Origin of the sequence: Anaerocolumna sp. AGMB13025 (assembly GCF_029689925.1) — a bacterium.
GTDB lineage: Bacteria > Bacillota > Clostridia > Lachnospirales > Lachnospiraceae > Anaerocolumna.
On the sequence record NZ_CP121445.1, the window covers coordinates 5,414,530 to 5,431,627 of the forward strand.

Below are 17,098 nucleotides of genomic sequence, written 5' to 3' on the forward strand. Positions count from 1 at the left end.
CATCATGCATTATATCATCTCGCTTTAACCTGTCAATAAGGTCAGTTCATTTTTGGAGGATACAACACAATTTGTTTACCATTATTTACCATGAATTATCTTTATGCATAAATAAGTGGCATATTTTTACCAGTTATTTATCTGTATTGCACAATAATATTTTAACGAATTATTAATTATTTATTAACTATTTTTCACACCTTATTTTCATTTTATACAATTCGTTATAAAAATATTTCATTTCCCCTGCGAAAAGTGTTGATAACAGTAGTTTTTTCTGTAGAATCCATGTCACACTATTTAACATTTATGTAATATTTATGTAACATAATCATCTAGACAAAATCACGCCCGTCCGCTATTTTATATAGCACTTCTGGCATATAGAACGAAATACCCAGATATTATTACTTTCTATTCAGATAGAATATAATAGATGGTTCTATTGACATCAATTTATTATTATGCTGTAATAAAAATAAGAGAATAACTATAAATATACAATAGTAGGAGGATAAAAAGCTTGCCGACTTTACCTGGTGTTTTAAAAGCAGTTAAAAAAAATGGCGATGTCTATTACAGGGCATCTGTTACCTATAAAAATAAGCATATCAGTCTGGGCAGTTATTCTTCTGAACATGATGCAAATCAGGCTTACATAGTTGCAGGGGAAATCCTTCACTCTTCCAGATATGAAATTGATGATTATGCCAACGAACATATCCTCGATTTTAATAAATGGGTTATCCTTATTAACCTAAGAGATAACGGCATGTATTTCAAAAATCCCATTTATTTAAAAAGCCGTTACTTTATATACTATATTAATAAGAAGATACTGCTAAAATTTGATATCGACGATCTGTTTTATTATGCCCATCATAAGATCATGAAACGGGGCGGTCACCTGTTTGTATCCGATTACGGAATGCAGGTCACAATACTGTCCCGCTATGGAATAAAAAACTACGCCGTCCCAGGACGGGATTACCGTTTTGCCAATGGTGACAATACCGATTACCGCTACGGAAATATTGAAATCATTAACCGCTACCACGGCGTTACCAAATCCATCCGCAAAGGTCTCCCTGTCTATACTGCCAAACTTCATATCAACGGAGATTACATAATCGGCCGATACGCCACAGATATTGAAGCTGCCATAGCCTATAACAAAGCAGCCAGACTCATAAAAGAAAAAGGAATAAACAAAGACTTTCCAGAAAATTACATAGGAGAGATCGACGAAATTGAATACGCAAGAATCTATCATGGGATAAGAATCTCAAAAAAGCTTAGAAATTACACTATATAGTGATATAAAATGAATCAATCGAAATTTTTCAAAATAATTTAAAAAAATGCTACCTTTTTTTAGATAATGTGTTATAATAAACCTATATTATTCTTCTTCCATTTTCATATTCAAAATGAAGCCACCGGAATCATCCCCTAACAAGGACCGGTGGCTAGTTTTATGCTATAAAAATCTAAATGATTTCATATGATCAGTACTTCTTTTAACCGAAATTTTTCTTTTAACGAAGCTTTTCTTTTAACGACGCTCTTCATTTAACGAAGCTCTTCTTTTAACGACGCTTTTCTTTTAACGACGCTCTTCTTTTAAACGAAGTTCTTCTTTTAACGAAGCTTTTCCTTTAACGACTCTCTTCATTTAACGAAGCTCCTCTTTTAACGACGCTCTTCTTTTAAAGACGCTCTTCTTCTAACGAAGATTCTCATCTCTTCCATATAACATCAGCTTTGCCTCACAACCGAAAAAGAAATCCGGGAATGACAGAGGGTATTTTTACTGTGACTCTGAACGAATGCCTGAGTTTCTTATACTTTGAGAATCGTGCCAATATCCGCAGGACTAGCTGTCTGACGAATGGGTAAAACCCATGAGGAGTTCTAGTCCTGTGGATATGTTATAAACGATTCTCAAAGTATTAGAAACACTGCATTCTTTCACCGAACAGTAAAAATACCCTCTGTCATTCCCGGATTTCTCAACCCCCACCAGGCAAAGCGTCCGCAACATAAGATTTCCCATCCCACGCCAGACAAAGCGTCCGCAACAAAAGATTTCCCATCCCCCACCAAGCAAAGCGTCCGTAGCAAAAAACCCTACCGTCTCCTCTTCTTCCTGCAATACCGATCCCGCAAAGGATCCAATAACTTAGCCGATCCAATCAGCAAAATAACCGAGATCCCCAGTTGAATGGAAACACTAACATAAAACCAAACATTCTGAACTCCCATGGAAACAGTACCAAAATTCCCGAAAAATGAAGTCAGCCTGGAACCCGTACCAATCTGGTCTTCAATCATGGAGAAAAAAGTAACTCCCGGGTTAATTAATAAAATCAAGATCCAGTTACCGGCATCCGGAGTCTGATAAACTATGCTGCCAGCAGCGGATTCGTTCATTTTTAGTTCAATGACAAGCCGGATCGCCCAAAGTATGGCTAAGGTGCCAATCCCCAGAAACAATAAGACTCCATAGGTAGTCACCGTTGCTGAAGTGGTCTTTTTAAACAGGGTAGAGAAGAAGATACCGATGCTGCCTACAAATACAGCCGTTACCACGATTAATAGCATAAATACCAGAAAATCCCGCAGTGTTATCCCCCCAATGGTAAAGACAATTGCCAGTACCGGAAGGCTGGATACTGCAAGAAGGATCATCATACTGATAGACGAGGCAAGTTTCCCGAGAATAATCTGAAACGGAGTAAGTTTTGTAGTCAGAAGAATCTCCAGGGTCTGTTTTTCTCTTTCTCCGGATATAGCGGCAGCTGTTAAAGCCGGTACGGTAAATAAAACCAGACCGAATTCCGCCGCCGTAATAATGGCATAGATCTGAAGGATAGAGGAATAATCCACCGTCCCGCCATATCTGCTGTCATATTCAAAGGTAACATAGAAGGCAAACAAACCAAACAGAGCAAGGATTGCATTATAACCAAGCAAAATGACAGCTGTTCTTACACTTCTTACACTTGTTTTTAATTCCTTTTGATAAACCGGATTAATTTTCATACCGACACCTCCTATTCTTCCTTGGTAGTAATCTGCATAAACAAGGACTCCAGACTGCTTTCCTCCCTGGTAAAGGAAGAGAGCATCGCTCCATTTTGAATCATGGCCGCCAGGATACCAGCGACCTCTGTCTCACTCCCCTTAAAAAGTATGGATACACTGTTGTCACGTATTACTATGTTCTGAACCAGATTATTCTGCTTTAATACCTCAACTGCTTTATCCTGGCCCTCTGTGAATTTCATTATGATAGGACTTGCGGCTGCTTTGGCTGACAAAATCTCCTCAACCGTGCCGCACACCACCATTCTGCCTTTTTCAATAACACCGATGCTGCTGCACAATTGGGCCAGTTCCGGCAGGATATGTGAGCTGATTAATATTGTCTTTCCCTTATTATGAAGTTCCCTTAAGATTTCCTTCATCTCAAAGCGGGCTCTCGGGTCAAGACCTGAGGCCGGTTCATCTAAAATCAGCAATTCCGGATCATGAACCAGGCTCCTTGCCAGGCATAAGCGCTGCTTCATTCCCCGGGACATTTCATCCACATAATTCTCTGTATGATCCGACAGCCGAACTAAATCCATTAGTTCCAGACAAAGCTGTCTTGCCTTATTCCCTACAATTCCGTAAATAGAAGCATAAAATTCCATGTATTCCAACGCTTTTAAATTATCATAGACTCCAAAAAAATCCGGCATATATCCGATTTTATTCTTTAGCCCCTTTGGATTCGTCCTTGCATCCACACCATCTACGTTAACAATTCCGGAATTGGCTTTTAATAATCCCGCAATTATTCGCATGGTGGTGGTTTTTCCTGCTCCGTTTGGACCTACAAATCCAAAAATCTCACCTTTGTTTATTTCCAGGTTCAGATTATCAAGCGCTGTGAACTTGCCATATTTTTTAATCAGGTTTTTAATTTCCAGCATAGAAACCAGCCTCCTTCCAATAGGAAATGTAAGGCAGCACCATCTGATATCCTTTTAATGACATCTTTGTACTGTAACGTACGGTTATTGTATTTTGTTCCGAGAGATAATTATTTATGTCTGTAACACTGCTTCCTGGTCCATCTTTGAATACTTCATCGTAATTGCCGGTTATGGTATTCAGAAAATAGATCGAGCCGTCAAAGGCACTCAGATAATCATTACTGCTGTCCTGATTCCGGTTTGACAGATATTCAAAGGAAACTATCTTATCGCTCTCCGGCAGATGATATTTGATTGTCATGCTGTCACTGTTTAAATAGCGGGACTGATAATATTTATTATAATTTCCCTCCGACATTATAATATAAGGATCAATGGAGGGAACAAATTCCTTATCCCCTTTTTTATAATCAACTTCTACCGGCAGTTTTACCGCCGTAGTACCGTAAGCCTTCATATTTTTTGTCAAATCACCTAATATATTGTAGTTCTTATCCTGTTCCGAGAGGGTACCTTCTACAAATCCAATGATACAGCTGGTATGGCGGCTGTTCAAAAGATTGTTCTCCGTCAGATAATATAAAACATTAGACAAACGGTTGACCTGAGGCGTATTGTCCTTAACCTCTCCGGTTCCTCCAGCGATACGGTTAATGATATCCGTATTATAGAGTTCATCTCTGGTAGTCATGAAGATGGCATCTTTTCCTTCTAAGGATACGGTTTCTCCTTTTTTTATTTCACCTATATTAATAACATACCCATCACTGGTCAACATGGCGTTGCTTATATTAAAGTCAAAACCATTGGTTACGGTCCCATAAACTTTATCACCGATATAATGAATATTATAAGTCAGCCGGTCTGTCATATCATAGGAGCCTTCCCACTGGTAATAAACCGGAGAAAATGCAGGATTATTCTGAATCTCCAATGTGGTTTTGTCATTCTCGTAATTCACCGCAGTAACATAATCATCATAATAAACCTTCTTTTTCTTATAATCATATAAGTAACTGTTATCTCCGTTTCCCCGTAATTCTTTGATGTCATACGGATCATCCACCGGTACGGAATACATTTGATTGGAGGGAGCTGTCAGTGCAAAGTAAAACTCTTCCTTTACTTTATTATTATCCTGAAAATCAAGAAGCTTGACATATCCTGCATATGGCTCGTCAATTCTCGTATCCGATCCTGCAAAATAGACGATAAGGGTAAATACAATTGCCGTAACCGGAACCACTGCCCAGATCAGACTTCTCCTATCAAGTTTTCTTAAGAGGATAAAGGTAACCGGTCCTATGGTGAAGATATAAATTGCAATTATGATAATATATTTTGCAACTTTGGGAATCTCTTTTGCATTGGTATAAGACATACTGTTGAAAACACCATAGTTCAAATAGGAACCGTAATACTCTTCTTCTAATTGGGTGATTTTGGTGTTGCTCATGTTTTTACTGATCTCATTCAGGATTGCCAGTCCGATGGTCTTATGTTCCTTATTAAGTCCCAGATCGAAACTAAAAAGCTGGACTTTACCATGACCAAAGGAACTTACCTGCATTAGTTTATTCGTTCCCTCTGCTGTGACCGCGGAACTGTCTTTCATCCATAGATCAGTAATTTCTTTGTTGATCTTCTCTATATTCAGACCGCCAAGTTCTTCTTTCGACCATCTTTGAAATACAGTAGTATCGATTGGTATTGTATCATTGCCATAAGCCTTAAGCATTTCGTTGCGGTCTTTGATTGATTCTAAAAAAATCTTCCGTTCTTCTTCATAATCCACAATATCCTGCTTTAAGTCCTGAAGAGTTTCCTGGTTCAGACCAAAGGTTATTTCTTCCTTGACGGGATTGCCCTTGGCTGCTATGGAGAATATGTTATCTAATTTTGCTAAGGTATCTTTGGAGTATTCACCGGTTCCAATTACCAGGGTACCCCCGTTCATTACCCACTTTTCCAAAGCTTTTATCTGATTATTGGATAATAGACCGGTATCATACTGGTTAATTACAATTATGTCCAGGAGATCAAGTGCCTTATAGTCATCTGACAGGGTATTTTCATTCAGATAAAAGACTCTGGTGCCAAAATCCTTAAGATACTCCAAATCCTCTGAAGCATTACTTAAGACACCCACATAGGCAAGATTTTCATAGTTTCCGATTTTTAATTTGTACTTTTTTTCTCCGATTGTAGTACCGTTTTTGTCCGCTAATATGAATTGGAGGTATCCGGTATCATCCATTACAGGCAGGCTTAGGGATACTTTTGTAGTCTCTTTTGCCGCAACTTTTACTTTTCTCCGATATACGACATTATTCTTGGTCTTTGGAACTATTACCTGGACCCAGCCGGTAAAATCCTTACCGTTGTTCGTAATGGCTGCCGTAACACACATATACCGCCCATATTTTGCGTACTGGTCATATCCGTAATCCACAACCACTGTCAAATCAGAATCTTTTGTTTCATCGGTCTCTTCCTTGTCCGCCGCAATAACCGTCAGGGTAGTGCTGCTATCCGGCCAGAAGGGCAGGCGTACTAAGACCGTCGACTGCAAAATAAAGAAAGCAGCAATACCGATTCCAACGAGTAAAATTGTTGCTAAAGCCGGGGTTTTTTTACCGTTAGGTCTATGTCCTAATCTGATGTCCTTATGTTGAAAGCCCATCCTCATCCTACCATGCCTTCCTTCTTTTCCTCTAAGACCACTTCAAATACGGTTCCGTCAAAATCACTTCTGACCTCTATGGTCCCGCCATGCATCTGGATAATACTTTTTGCAATTGCAAGTCCTAAGCCGGTTCCTCCGGTTTCACTGGATCTTGAACCTTCCACACGGTAAAAACGTTCGAAGATATGCTGTAAATCTTTCTCGGGTATTAAAGTACCGTAATTGGTTACAGACACGATTACTTTTTCATTTTCTTTTCTTAATCTCAGGATGATACTTTTACCGTCCCTGCCATATTTAATAGCATTACTGATTAAATTGGCAAATGCTCTTGCCAGCAGATTACCGTCGGCAGCTACCAGGGCAGTCGCATTATTCGTAAGGAATTCATATTCCAGACCGTTTTCCTGAAAACTTGGATAAAACTCATCCAGTAACTGATTGATGAATTTTACCATATCAATCTCTGACCATTCTATAGTTACTTCACCAAAGTTCAGATTTGTATAGGCAAATAAATCTTCTATGAGTTTTTCCAGTCTTTTGGATTTGCTATAGGCTACTTCGATATAGTGGTCTTTAATATCCGGCGTTAGTTTATCCTTATCCGATACCAGCTCCAAATAGCCGATAATAGATGTAAGGGGGGTCCTCAAATCATGGGCAACACTGGTAATTAGTTCATTCTTGGTAGATTCGCTTTTACGCTCATTTTCAATTAATAGTCTGATGTCATCTGTCATCTTGTTTAATTTAGAGGCAATAAAGCCGAACTCATCGTCATTAGAAATATCAATCCGGGCAGTAAAGTCTCCTGCGGAAATTTCTGATATTCCACCGGCTATGCGTTCAAGATAAGTACCAAACTTTCTGGTAAGCAGTAAAAAATAGGTCGTAAACAGCACCACCCCTGCAATCAGGGCAATACTTACCACAACGAATAAAAATCCTTTACCCGGCAATGTACTTTGATCGAGTATGCTGCTTCGGCCGTTATTAATCTCATAGCGGTTTAGGGCAGCTCCGTTGTCTATGATGTAATTATTCAGGCTATTTCCAATCTTTTCAGTTTTTAGTCCGACTTCATTGCCGTTTAGTATGTGATACACCAAAAATATTCCAAAAAATAAGGCCGCCTCCGAAAGTATGGTATACACTAAGCTTAGGAGACTATACAATACAATTTCAAAACGAAAGCTTTTAAATATACTATTTTTCAATTTTGTATCCAACTCCCCAAACTGTTTTTATGATTTGTGCGTTACGGGAATCCACCTCTATCTTCTCTCTGAGCCTCCGGATATGGACCATAACGGTATTGTTGGCTTCATACATCTTTTCATTCCAGACCCGTTCAAATATCTCATCGGTGCTAAATACCCTGCCTGGATTACTGGCAAGCAGGTATAGGATGTCAAATTCTATTGGGGTTAACTTTACTTCTTTTTCATAGGCAATCACACGGTGATCTTCTTTATTAATCACCAAATGATTTACCACGATTTCCTTATCGGTCCTGTCTTCATGGGAATTCGGATTAAACTTGGTGTACCTTCTTAACTGGGATTTTACCCGGGCAGTTAATTCCAGGGGATTAAAAGGTTTTATTACATAATCATCTGCCCCGGTGCTAAGTCCGATTATTTTGTCAATATCCGCCGATTTGGCACTTAACATAATAATAGGAATGGTGCTGGTATTTCGTATGGTTTTACACATATTCAAACCATCGATACCCGGCATCATAATATCCAGAATTATCAGCTTAATATCTTCTTTTTCCAGTATCTCAAAACCTTCCTTGGCACTAAAGGCCTTAAACACCTTATAGCCGTCACTGACCAAATGTATCTCAACAAGTTCGGCAATTTCCCTGTCATCATCCACCACTAATATACTGGTCTGCTCCATAAACCGAATCCATCCTTTCTATATAAGTGTATTTATAATATCTAATTTATCAACCGTATTCTTGCTTATCTTTCCCAAATACAGTTTTGAACCTAGTATCTTTGCATAAATATCTAAATATCGTAAACGAAACCTTTCTTACTATAAATTATCAAATACTGATTTCTATATACTGGTTAATAAATATTGTCTTCTTTATACAGATTCTTAAACACAACTATTAATCGATTTTTTAATCTTATTCCAAATCGCAGATTCCCAAAAAAATTATCGAATTTGTGCTACAATTCATATATAATTTGTGCTAAAAATGAAATTATATCCATATAGTCTGTATATTTCAGGTAATTTCATACTAGCATATCTGCCTGGAAAAGTCTTTACTTTTTTCTTACAAAACCTTTCTATTCCATGTCAGGATTCTGACAATAGAATAAACTTCATCTTATTAATCGTCATGCTCCTCCTGCCGGTCCTGTTTTTATTATACTGGATAGTTCAGAGAACTTTCGTATAATAAAAAACACTACTCAAAGAGTAGTGTAAAATGCAGTTTAAATGAGCAGCACTATAAGCCGAGTTCTGTATTAAATGATCATCTATCTTTGCCACATGTTACCATATGGCTCGTTTGTGAAATAATGTACTGCCAAAGCAGACATTATACTGCAAACCGCGACCTACCCTAAAGCACGACGGGCAGCCGTATCGCTTTAAATTCGGTCTTGCTTCGAGTGGGGTTTACATATGCCCTGTCTGTTACCACACAGGCGGTGGTCTCTTACTCCACCCTTCCAACCTTACCGGTATGCCAAAACATACAGGCGGTATATTTCTGTTGCACTATCCTTAGAGTCGCCTCCACCGGACGTTATCCGGCACTCTGCCCTATGAAGCTCGGACTTTCCTCACCTAAGGCCTTTCGGCAGCTAATAGGCGCGATCATCTGTGCTACTCACAGAATGATATTTTAACATGAAATTATGTGAAAGTAAATACTAAGGTTTGAGAAAGTTTCATTAATTTCACAAACAATTGATAAAAAACCAATAATACAAGCCCATATTACACTTATTTAAAACCATATAATTTTATACCCCAGCTTTGCCAAGCCAACCTAACGTAATCCCGTGAGGCAGCAGTGTATTTACTGTTCGTCAGAAAGAATACGAGAGTTTCTTACGCTTTGATTATCGTGCCAATATAAACAGTGCTTGCTGTCTGACGAAGGGGTTACTACCCCTGAGGAGTTCAAGCACTGTTTATATGTCCTAAACGATAATCAAAGCATTAGAAACGCCGTATTCTTTCTCTGAACAGTAAATACACTGCTGCCTCACGGGATTGCGTTAGGTTGGCTTGGCAAAGCGATTCTTCAGCCCAAATAGATAAATTCAGACTTTAAAACAGCTTCCCCCAATAAATTCCTTAAGAATTGAATTCTGTGGTACCACCTCACTATTCACCCCAAGGAAATAATCCAGGAATTTAAGCAGCCGTTTTGCCTCCACATACTCCTCCGAATCCCTGTCAATCCCAAACAGAACCGGTTCTGCATATTGCTTTAAAGCAGCCAGCTCATAAATCAGGGCTGAGTTAAAGAATACATCCGCATCCTCCTGAAAAGGAAAAATATTTTCTTCCTCTCCACGCCTTACCGACGGCCACATATTAATCGTTTTCTGTCCGGAGGCTCCTCTGGTTCTTGCATCCCGTACCATTCTTCTAAGCAGCCTTAAATCCGTAGTTGGAATCCGGTTATGTTCATCTATATTAAGGGAGGTCAATGCACTGATATATATTTTAAACTTTTTCTCTCTAGGCAGGCTGTAGGAAAGTTTATCATTTAACCCATGAATACCCTCTATCACCAGAATATCATTAGGACCTAAGGTCTTATAATTGCCTTTGTATTCCCGGTGACCGGTCTTAAAATTAAAACTTGGAAGTTCCACGGTTTTTCCCTGTAACAAATCTGTCATATTCTTATTAAATGTTTCCAGATCAATGGCTAAAAGGGATTCATAGTTTGGTTTTCCTTCCTCATCAACGGGAGTGTTCTCTCTTTCTACAAAATAATCATCTACCGGTATGGGATGGGGATTCAATCCATGAGTCCTTAATTGTATGGATAAACGATGGGAAAAGGTTGTTTTACCGGAGGAGGAAGGTCCTGCAATCATAACCAGTTTCTTGCCGGACACTCTGATTTGTTCTGCAATTTCACCTATCTTCATCTCCTGTAACGCTTCCTGGGTCAGGATTAATTCGTTGATGTTTCCATTTACGATGGCATCATTAAGGGCCCCTACCGTATCAATCTCCATAGCGTGGGACCAGCGGGCTGCCTCCTTTAAGGTATGGAATAATTTTTCCTGTGGCTTAAAGGGTTCCAATTCACTTGGATTATTTTTCTCCGGCAGGAGCAGCATAAGCCCTTCATCATATAAAAAGAGATCAAAATATTTCAAATACCCGGTACTTGGAGGCATATATCCATAATAGTAGTCCTCAAAGCCTTCCAGGTTATATATATTGGCTTTGGATACCCGGCGGTAACGGAATAAGCGCTCTTTATCATGCATACCATATTGTTTAAATAACTCGATTGCATCGGCGGTGCCAATGGATTTTTTCTTAATAGGGATATCCTTCTCTATGAGTGCCTGCATTTTTTCTTTAATTAAAAGACATTGTTCCTCGGTAATGGCGGCTTTGGTATCCGTCTGGCAATACAAACCGTTTCCTACGGAATATTCTATGGATATCTTATTGATATTCGCGGAACCTATAACACTATAAACCGCTTTTAACATGACAAGAGTAAGACCCCTGTTATAGGTTTTATGACCGGCATCATCGGCGGTAGTGACAAAACGTATCTTACAGTCCTTCTGGACGGTTTTGGGAAGCTCTCTTAAGCGGTTATTTACAAACGCCAGAATAATATCATTTTTATAGTCCTTCTGATATTCTCTGCTGATTTCCAGTAAGCTGACACCCTGGGGATATTCTCTTGTTGTACCGTTAATTTCCACTTTAATTGTTTCTTCCATATAAAAAACCTCCTTATAAATCATAAGTACCCCCGGTAACTCTTAGTACCGCCTAGACTACCAGATAAACGTTAGACAGTTTCTATTAATATGAGTTACTGGGAGTATTTATTACTTTAGAGTATCTACTACTTAGCGTATCTATTGCTTAGCGTATCAACTACATAACGCATCAATTACTTAGCGTATCTATTGTTTAGCATATCAACTACATAACGCATCAATTACTTAGCGTATCTATTGCTTAGCATATCGACTGCATAGCGTATCTATTACTTAGTGTATCTGCTTTTAGGCAAAATAAGACAGTGCTTCCTTGATATAATCCATTTCAAGGTTGACTTCTTCCATCCGTATCATAGCTTTTGGTGTAGAATTTGCGGTAAGATCTTTTATTACCTCATTCCGGATTCTTTGCTCTCTCTTAAGAAATTCTTCCAAAAGAGGTTCCTTTTGTTCCAACAGCAATTTGCCATACTGGTAGTGTACCTCTCTGTCATAGGCTTTTACGCTCTCTTCCGGTTGGGCTTTTATAATAAAATAATATTTACCGTCTTCTTTTACCATTTGTTCCCTCACAATGGCAAAGTTTGATTGGTGTAAAAATTTACGGACCAGATAAATTTCGGACTGGGGCTGAAGAATTAGTTCTTTTGCTTTTTCTACTGCTTTAAAGCCCTCTTCTAATATTTTAATAGCAAGAGATCCGCCCATTCCGGCTATTAGTATGGTATCCGCTTCACCAGGGATTAAACTGTGCAAGCCGTCTGAGAGCCTGGTATCAATAGCCCTGTCATAACCATAGGTTTTAATATTCTCTGCGGCACGCTTTAGGGGACCTTTATTCACATCCATTGCAATTACCTTTGGTGCTATGTCATTCCGAATGAGATATATTGATATGTAGGCATGGTCGCATCCTACATCGGCAACCCTGTTTCCTTTCGTAACAGTATCTGCAACTGCCTGTAAACGCCTTGATAATTGCATGTCATCCTCTTTCTTCTGTTCATTTTATGCTGTATTACTATCCCTTTAGACTAACTGCAACTCTTAAACTCCAGTTAATCCAAAGCATTATAATGTACCATAACCTGGACACATTATTTAGAAAAGACCTGCCTTTCAGACACGTTTACTAAATAAATCCTTAATTATGAAACTGTTCTATTACAATACTATAGTATTTATCCTTGATTTTTAATTATAAATATATATACTTACTTGTTTTTATTCCAAATAGTCCTTTAACTTACGGCTTCGGCTGGGATGCCTTAATTTACGCAGAGCTTTCGCCTCAATCTGGCGGATTCTCTCCCTGGTAACATTAAATTCCTTGCCAACTTCCTCTAACGTACGGGCTCGTCCGTCATCCAGTCCGAACCGAAGCCTGAGTACCTTCTGTTCTCTGTCGGTCAAGGTTCCCAGTACATCGATTAATTGTTCCTTTAGTAAAGTAAATGCTGCTGCATCGGCAGGTACCGGCACATTATCATCCTGAATAAAGTCTCCTAAATGGCTGTCTTCTTCTTCGCCGATGGGGGTCTCTAAGGACACCGGTTCCTGGGATATCTTCTGGATTTCCCTTACCCGCTCAACCGGGATGTTCATCTCTGCTGCTACTTCCTCAGGCGAAGGTTCTCTGCCTAATTCCTGAAGGAGTTGTCGTTGTACCCGAATCAGCTTATTAATGGTTTCCACCATATGGACCGGTATACGGATGGTTCTAGCCTGATCGGCAATGGCTCTGGTGATAGCTTGTCTAATCCACCAGGTAGCATAGGTACTGAACTTAAAGCCTTTGGTATAATCAAACTTTTCAACTGCTTTGATTAAACCTAAATTGCCTTCTTGTATCAAGTCTAAAAACATCATACCTCTGCCTACATAACGTTTTGCGATACTGACCACCAGACGCAGATTGGCTTCTGCCAGCCTTTTCTTGGCCTCTGCATCTCCGACTTTCATCCTTCTGGCCAGCTCGATTTCGTCATCTGCACTTAATAAAGGAACTTTACCGATTTCTTTTAAATACATTCTGACCGGGTCATCGATACTGATTCCTTCCGGTATGGAAAAATCAATTTCTTCTAAATCCTCTTCCTCATCCAGTATGATATCATCTTCCTCATCGGTTATCCGAAGTACATCCACGTTGTTGGCTTCAAGGAATTCATAGATTCTCTCAACCATAACCGGATCCATATCAAAATCGACAAAGAAATCATTTATTTCCTGAAATTCAAGTACGTTTTTCTTTTTCTTGGCAAAGACTAATAATTCTTTTAGCTTTTCCGAGAATTTAACCATGCTCTCATCCATTATTTACCATCCTCCTTTAGATTTGCTTCCATATTCGCAGTTACTCATCTATATAAAAAAGGCTTATTCTCATAATTACTTACAATCTTTTAGTATTTTAACCATCATTAAAAGAAATATGCAATTTCTGTAAGTCTGCCTGTTCCCGGATAATAATCTGAAGCGCTTGAATATCATTGCTTTCAATCGCTTTCTTACTTTGTAAATCCAAACTGTTCTTCTTAATACGCTTCACTGTTTCTTCCAGGGCTTTTTTTCGCTCTGAATCACTCATTTCTCCCCGCATAGCCATATTAAATAGAGAAGCTGCTTCACTTTGTTCTTCCTTACTCTCAAAATGATTGATAATCTTAGCAGGCGTCACCCTGTTTTCTGTCTCGAACTGATGAAAAAGCACCTCTGCTACCTGTTGGTATAAATTCTCCGTAAAATCTGCGGGACCAATGATACCCTTTATCTTATCAAATATTCTGGTATCTTCAATCAACCAGGTAAGAAGTATTTTCTGGGACTGCTTCATGCCGTCCTCAGGTACATTCTTCTGTCTTCCTCCTTCCGTACTCCTCTCCCTTGGCAAGTCATTGGCTCCCACTACAATCTGAGCCCCATACCGGTTAACTAACTTTTTTAAATTATCAAAACCAATCATGTATTTGGAGGCAACCGCTTCAATATAGATGTTTCTTTCAATTTCCTCCGTAAATACCAGCATTTTCTTGGCGATTTCATTAAAAAACCTGGTTTTTTGTTCAGGATCATTTAGCTCGAAATCCTTTTCTAAAACCTCCACTTCAAACAAAAAGGAATTCCCGGCAGTTTCCATCCTCTTTTTGAATTCCTCCGCCCCTAGGGCTTTTATAAATTCATCCGGATCTTTATAAGGCTTCATATTAACTACTTTAGCACTTAGACCGGCTTCTTTTAGTATAGGAATAGCCCGAAGGGCAGCTTTCGTACCTGCTTCATCGCTGTCATACGTAAGCAATACCTCATTGGTATAACGCTTTAGCAAATTGGCCTGAAGCCCGGTAAAGGCCGTACCCAGCGAAGCTACGGCATTGGTAAAGCCCGCTTGGTGCAGGGCTATCACATCCATATATCCCTCACAGATTATCATGTTGGGCTTTCTTGATATTCTTGCAAAATTAAGCCCGTACAGGTTCCGGCTTTTATCAAACAATTTTGTTTCCGGGGAATTTAAGTATTTTGGCATTCCTTCCCCCATAACACGCCCGCCAAAACCGATTACACGGTTATTCACATCCATAATGGGATACATGACCCGGTTCCAGAACTTATCATAGACTTTTTTGGTCTCATCAAAACTAATCAGACCGGAATCTCTTAAGATACTGTCCTCATAACCCAAATGTTTTAAATACTGGTATAAATCATCTCCAGTTTTATTGGAGTATCCAAGCCCAAACTGTTTTATGGTATCCTCGGAGATTTCCCTTTTACTTAAATACTCATAGGCTGCTTGTCCGCGTTCGGACTTTAACTGATAATAAAAATACTTGGCAGCTTCTTTATTTATTTCAAGGAGTCTGGCTTTTAAACCAGCCTGCTTTTTTGCTTCCTCACTGTATTCCGCTTCCGGCAGGTTAACCCCCACCCGTCCGGCTAAATACTTTAACGCTTCCACAAAGGTATAATTTTCATATTCCATAATAAAGGTAAATACATTGCCGCCCACACCGCAGCCAAAACAATGATACATCTGCTTGGAACTGCTTACACTAAAGGATGGTGATTTTTCATTATGGAAGGGGCAGAGCCCCATATGGCTGCCGCCTTTTTTCTGAAGCTTGACATAGGAACCCACTACGTCCACTATATCATTTTTCATTCTGACTTCTTCCACTAATTCTTCAGGATAAAACATGGAACTCTCCTTTCCCGTATATTTTCTATAGGTCAAATGCGAAACTCTATATCGCTTCGCTGATATTTATTCACTCACTGATATTTATCTAAGAATCGATTCAGTTATACTGTTAATATATCGGCATAAGTCCAAACTCTTTTTATCCCTTTGCTGTTTTTAATAAATACTCCAGGATCTTGGTATGGACAATTCCTTAAATTTCGCCACTGCGTAACGGTCTGTCATCCCGGCAATATAATCGCAGACGACTCTGGTGGCGGTCTCTCCTTTGCGTTCCATCATATACAGATATTCCTCAGGCAGAAGTTCCAGATTATTGGTATAATATTCGAACAGATGGGCCAGCATCGCTTCTGCTTTCTGTTCTTCCCCTTTCGCTAACGGATTGGTATAAACACTGCGAAACATATATTTTCTCATCTCTAACATGGCGCGTTCTACATCGGGAGACATGGAGATATCGCCTGTATCTTCACTGTGGCTTACAATATCATGGATAATCGTATTAAGCCGTTCCCTCAAACTGTGTCCCAATACGTCTGTAAATTCCCAAGGTATCTCTTCCTCTGTAATAATGTGGCCTCTGATGGCATCGTCCACATCGTGGTTGATATATGCAATTTTATCGGAAAGGCGGACTATTTTACCTTCCAGGGTACTTGGATGACCTTTCGTCTGGTGGTTTAGGATACCATCTCTTACCTCTTTGGTAAGATTTAACCCTTCTCCGTGTTTTTCCAATAATTCCACAACCCGTATGCTTTGTATATGATGTTCAAAGCCTTCCGGGCAGATATTATTCAGAGCCCGCTCCCCGGCATGACCAAAAGGAGTATGCCCAAGGTCATGACCCAAGGCAATGGCTTCCGTTAAATCTTCATTCAGCCGCAAAGCTCTGGCGATGGTCCTGGCATTCTGGGATACTTCCAGGGTATGTGTTAATCTTGTCCGGTAATGGTCCCCTTCCGGTGCTAAAAACACCTGGGTCTTATGTTTTAATCTGCGAAAAGACTTAGAATGCAGTATTCTGTCCCGGTCTCTTTGATAAATGGTGCGTATATCACAAGGTTCTTCATAAATATCCCTTCCTATGGAGCTGTCACTAAATGCCGCATAAGGGCTTAGATATTCATGTTCTCTTTGTTCCAGCTTCTGACGCATATTGATCTTTTTCTCTGAATTGTTATGTTCCATTTGTTCTTTCATGATAACTCCTGTCTGCGTGACGATCCACGTCTGAACCCTTACCTTT

At 39.4% G+C, this 17,098-nt stretch carries 12 protein-coding genes and 1 other RNA gene; 1 reads left to right on the forward strand and 12 read right to left on the reverse strand.

From position 1 onward, the window contains the following. Positions 1 to 523: 523 nt before the first annotated feature. Positions 524 to 1,315 carry a hypothetical protein gene (locus QA584_RS22365; protein ID WP_278271323.1) on the forward strand — a complete coding sequence of 264 codons (792 nt, stop codon included), beginning with the start codon at positions 524 to 526 and terminating at the stop codon, positions 1,313 to 1,315. A gap of 561 nt (positions 1,316 to 1,876) precedes the next feature. On the opposite strand, the gene QA584_RS22370 is transcribed toward QA584_RS22365, so the two are convergent. From QA584_RS22370 to QA584_RS22425, 12 genes are all read right to left on the reverse strand, one after another. Further along, positions 1,877 to 2,155 (reverse strand): hypothetical protein, encoded by a 279-nt coding sequence (locus QA584_RS22370; RefSeq protein WP_278271324.1) that lies wholly within the window; start codon positions 2,153 to 2,155, stop codon positions 1,877 to 1,879. Continuing rightward, the gene (locus QA584_RS22375) at positions 2,131 to 3,045 is read right to left on the reverse strand and encodes an ABC transporter permease (protein WP_278271325.1); all 915 of its coding nucleotides are present in this window, start codon (positions 3,043 to 3,045) and stop codon (positions 2,131 to 2,133) included. The genes QA584_RS22370 and QA584_RS22375 overlap by 25 nt, the downstream gene beginning before the upstream one ends. Positions 3,046 to 3,056: 11 nt before the next feature. After that, positions 3,057 to 3,980 (reverse strand): ABC transporter ATP-binding protein, encoded by a 924-nt coding sequence (locus QA584_RS22380; RefSeq protein WP_278271326.1) that lies wholly within the window; start codon positions 3,978 to 3,980, stop codon positions 3,057 to 3,059. Next, positions 3,967 to 6,672 carry a hypothetical protein gene (locus tag QA584_RS22385; protein ID WP_278271327.1) on the reverse strand — a complete coding sequence of 902 codons (2,706 nt, stop codon included), beginning with the start codon at positions 6,670 to 6,672 and terminating at the stop codon, positions 3,967 to 3,969. The genes QA584_RS22380 and QA584_RS22385 overlap by 14 nt, the downstream gene beginning before the upstream one ends. Continuing rightward, the gene (locus tag QA584_RS22390) at positions 6,669 to 7,889 is read right to left on the reverse strand and encodes a sensor histidine kinase (RefSeq protein ID WP_278271328.1); all 1,221 of its coding nucleotides are present in this window, start codon (positions 7,887 to 7,889) and stop codon (positions 6,669 to 6,671) included. The genes QA584_RS22385 and QA584_RS22390 overlap by 4 nt, the downstream gene beginning before the upstream one ends. After that, positions 7,879 to 8,580 carry a response regulator transcription factor gene (locus QA584_RS22395; protein ID WP_278271329.1) on the reverse strand — a complete coding sequence of 234 codons (702 nt, stop codon included), beginning with the start codon at positions 8,578 to 8,580 and terminating at the stop codon, positions 7,879 to 7,881. The genes QA584_RS22390 and QA584_RS22395 overlap by 11 nt, the downstream gene beginning before the upstream one ends. 555 nt (positions 8,581 to 9,135) lie before the next feature. Next, positions 9,136 to 9,538, reverse strand: an RNA gene (gene rnpB, locus QA584_RS22400) — RNase P RNA component class A. A gap of 436 nt (positions 9,539 to 9,974) precedes the next feature. Further along, positions 9,975 to 11,636: a nucleoside kinase gene (locus QA584_RS22405; RefSeq protein ID WP_278271330.1), complete on the reverse strand. Its 1,662-nt coding sequence runs from the start codon at positions 11,634 to 11,636 to the stop codon at positions 9,975 to 9,977. Positions 11,637 to 11,927: 291 nt separating this feature from the next. Then, entirely contained in the window at positions 11,928 to 12,626 is a 699-nt protein-coding gene (locus QA584_RS22410; protein WP_278271331.1) for a tRNA (adenine(22)-N(1))-methyltransferase, read from the reverse strand. 240 nt (positions 12,627 to 12,866) lie between these two features. Continuing rightward, positions 12,867 to 13,958 carry an RNA polymerase sigma factor RpoD gene (gene rpoD, locus QA584_RS22415; protein ID WP_278271332.1) on the reverse strand — a complete coding sequence of 364 codons (1,092 nt, stop codon included), beginning with the start codon at positions 13,956 to 13,958 and terminating at the stop codon, positions 12,867 to 12,869. A gap of 97 nt (positions 13,959 to 14,055) precedes the next feature. Further along, on the reverse strand, positions 14,056 to 15,843 hold the full coding sequence (dnaG, locus tag QA584_RS22420) for a DNA primase (RefSeq protein WP_278271333.1): 1,788 nt from the start codon (positions 15,841 to 15,843) through the stop codon (positions 14,056 to 14,058). Positions 15,844 to 16,002: 159 nt separating this feature from the next. After that, a complete protein-coding gene (locus QA584_RS22425) occupies positions 16,003 to 17,013 on the reverse strand; it encodes a deoxyguanosinetriphosphate triphosphohydrolase (protein ID WP_278275224.1) in 1,011 nt (336 codons plus the stop codon). Positions 17,014 to 17,098: the final 85 nt, after the last annotated feature.

Coding starts and splice junctions, on each gene's coding strand:
- QA584_RS22375 (WP_278271325.1), bottom strand. CDS start 3,045: ATGAAAATTAATCCGGTTTATCAAAAGGAATTAAAAACAAGTGTAAGA.
- QA584_RS22380 (WP_278271326.1), bottom strand. CDS start 3,980: ATGCTGGAAATTAAAAACCTGATTAAAAAATATGGCAAGTTCACAGCG.
- QA584_RS22385 (WP_278271327.1), bottom strand. CDS start 6,672: ATGAGGATGGGCTTTCAACATAAGGACATCAGATTAGGACATAGACCT.
- QA584_RS22395 (WP_278271329.1), bottom strand. CDS start 8,580: ATGGAGCAGACCAGTATATTAGTGGTGGATGATGACAGGGAAATTGCC.
- QA584_RS22405 (WP_278271330.1), bottom strand. CDS start 11,636: ATGGAAGAAACAATTAAAGTGGAAATTAACGGTACAACAAGAGAATAT.
- QA584_RS22410 (WP_278271331.1), bottom strand. CDS start 12,626: ATGCAATTATCAAGGCGTTTACAGGCAGTTGCAGATACTGTTACGAAA.
- rpoD (WP_278271332.1), bottom strand. CDS start 13,958: ATGGATGAGAGCATGGTTAAATTCTCGGAAAAGCTAAAAGAATTATTA.
- dnaG (WP_278271333.1), bottom strand. CDS start 15,843: ATGTTTTATCCTGAAGAATTAGTGGAAGAAGTCAGAATGAAAAATGAT.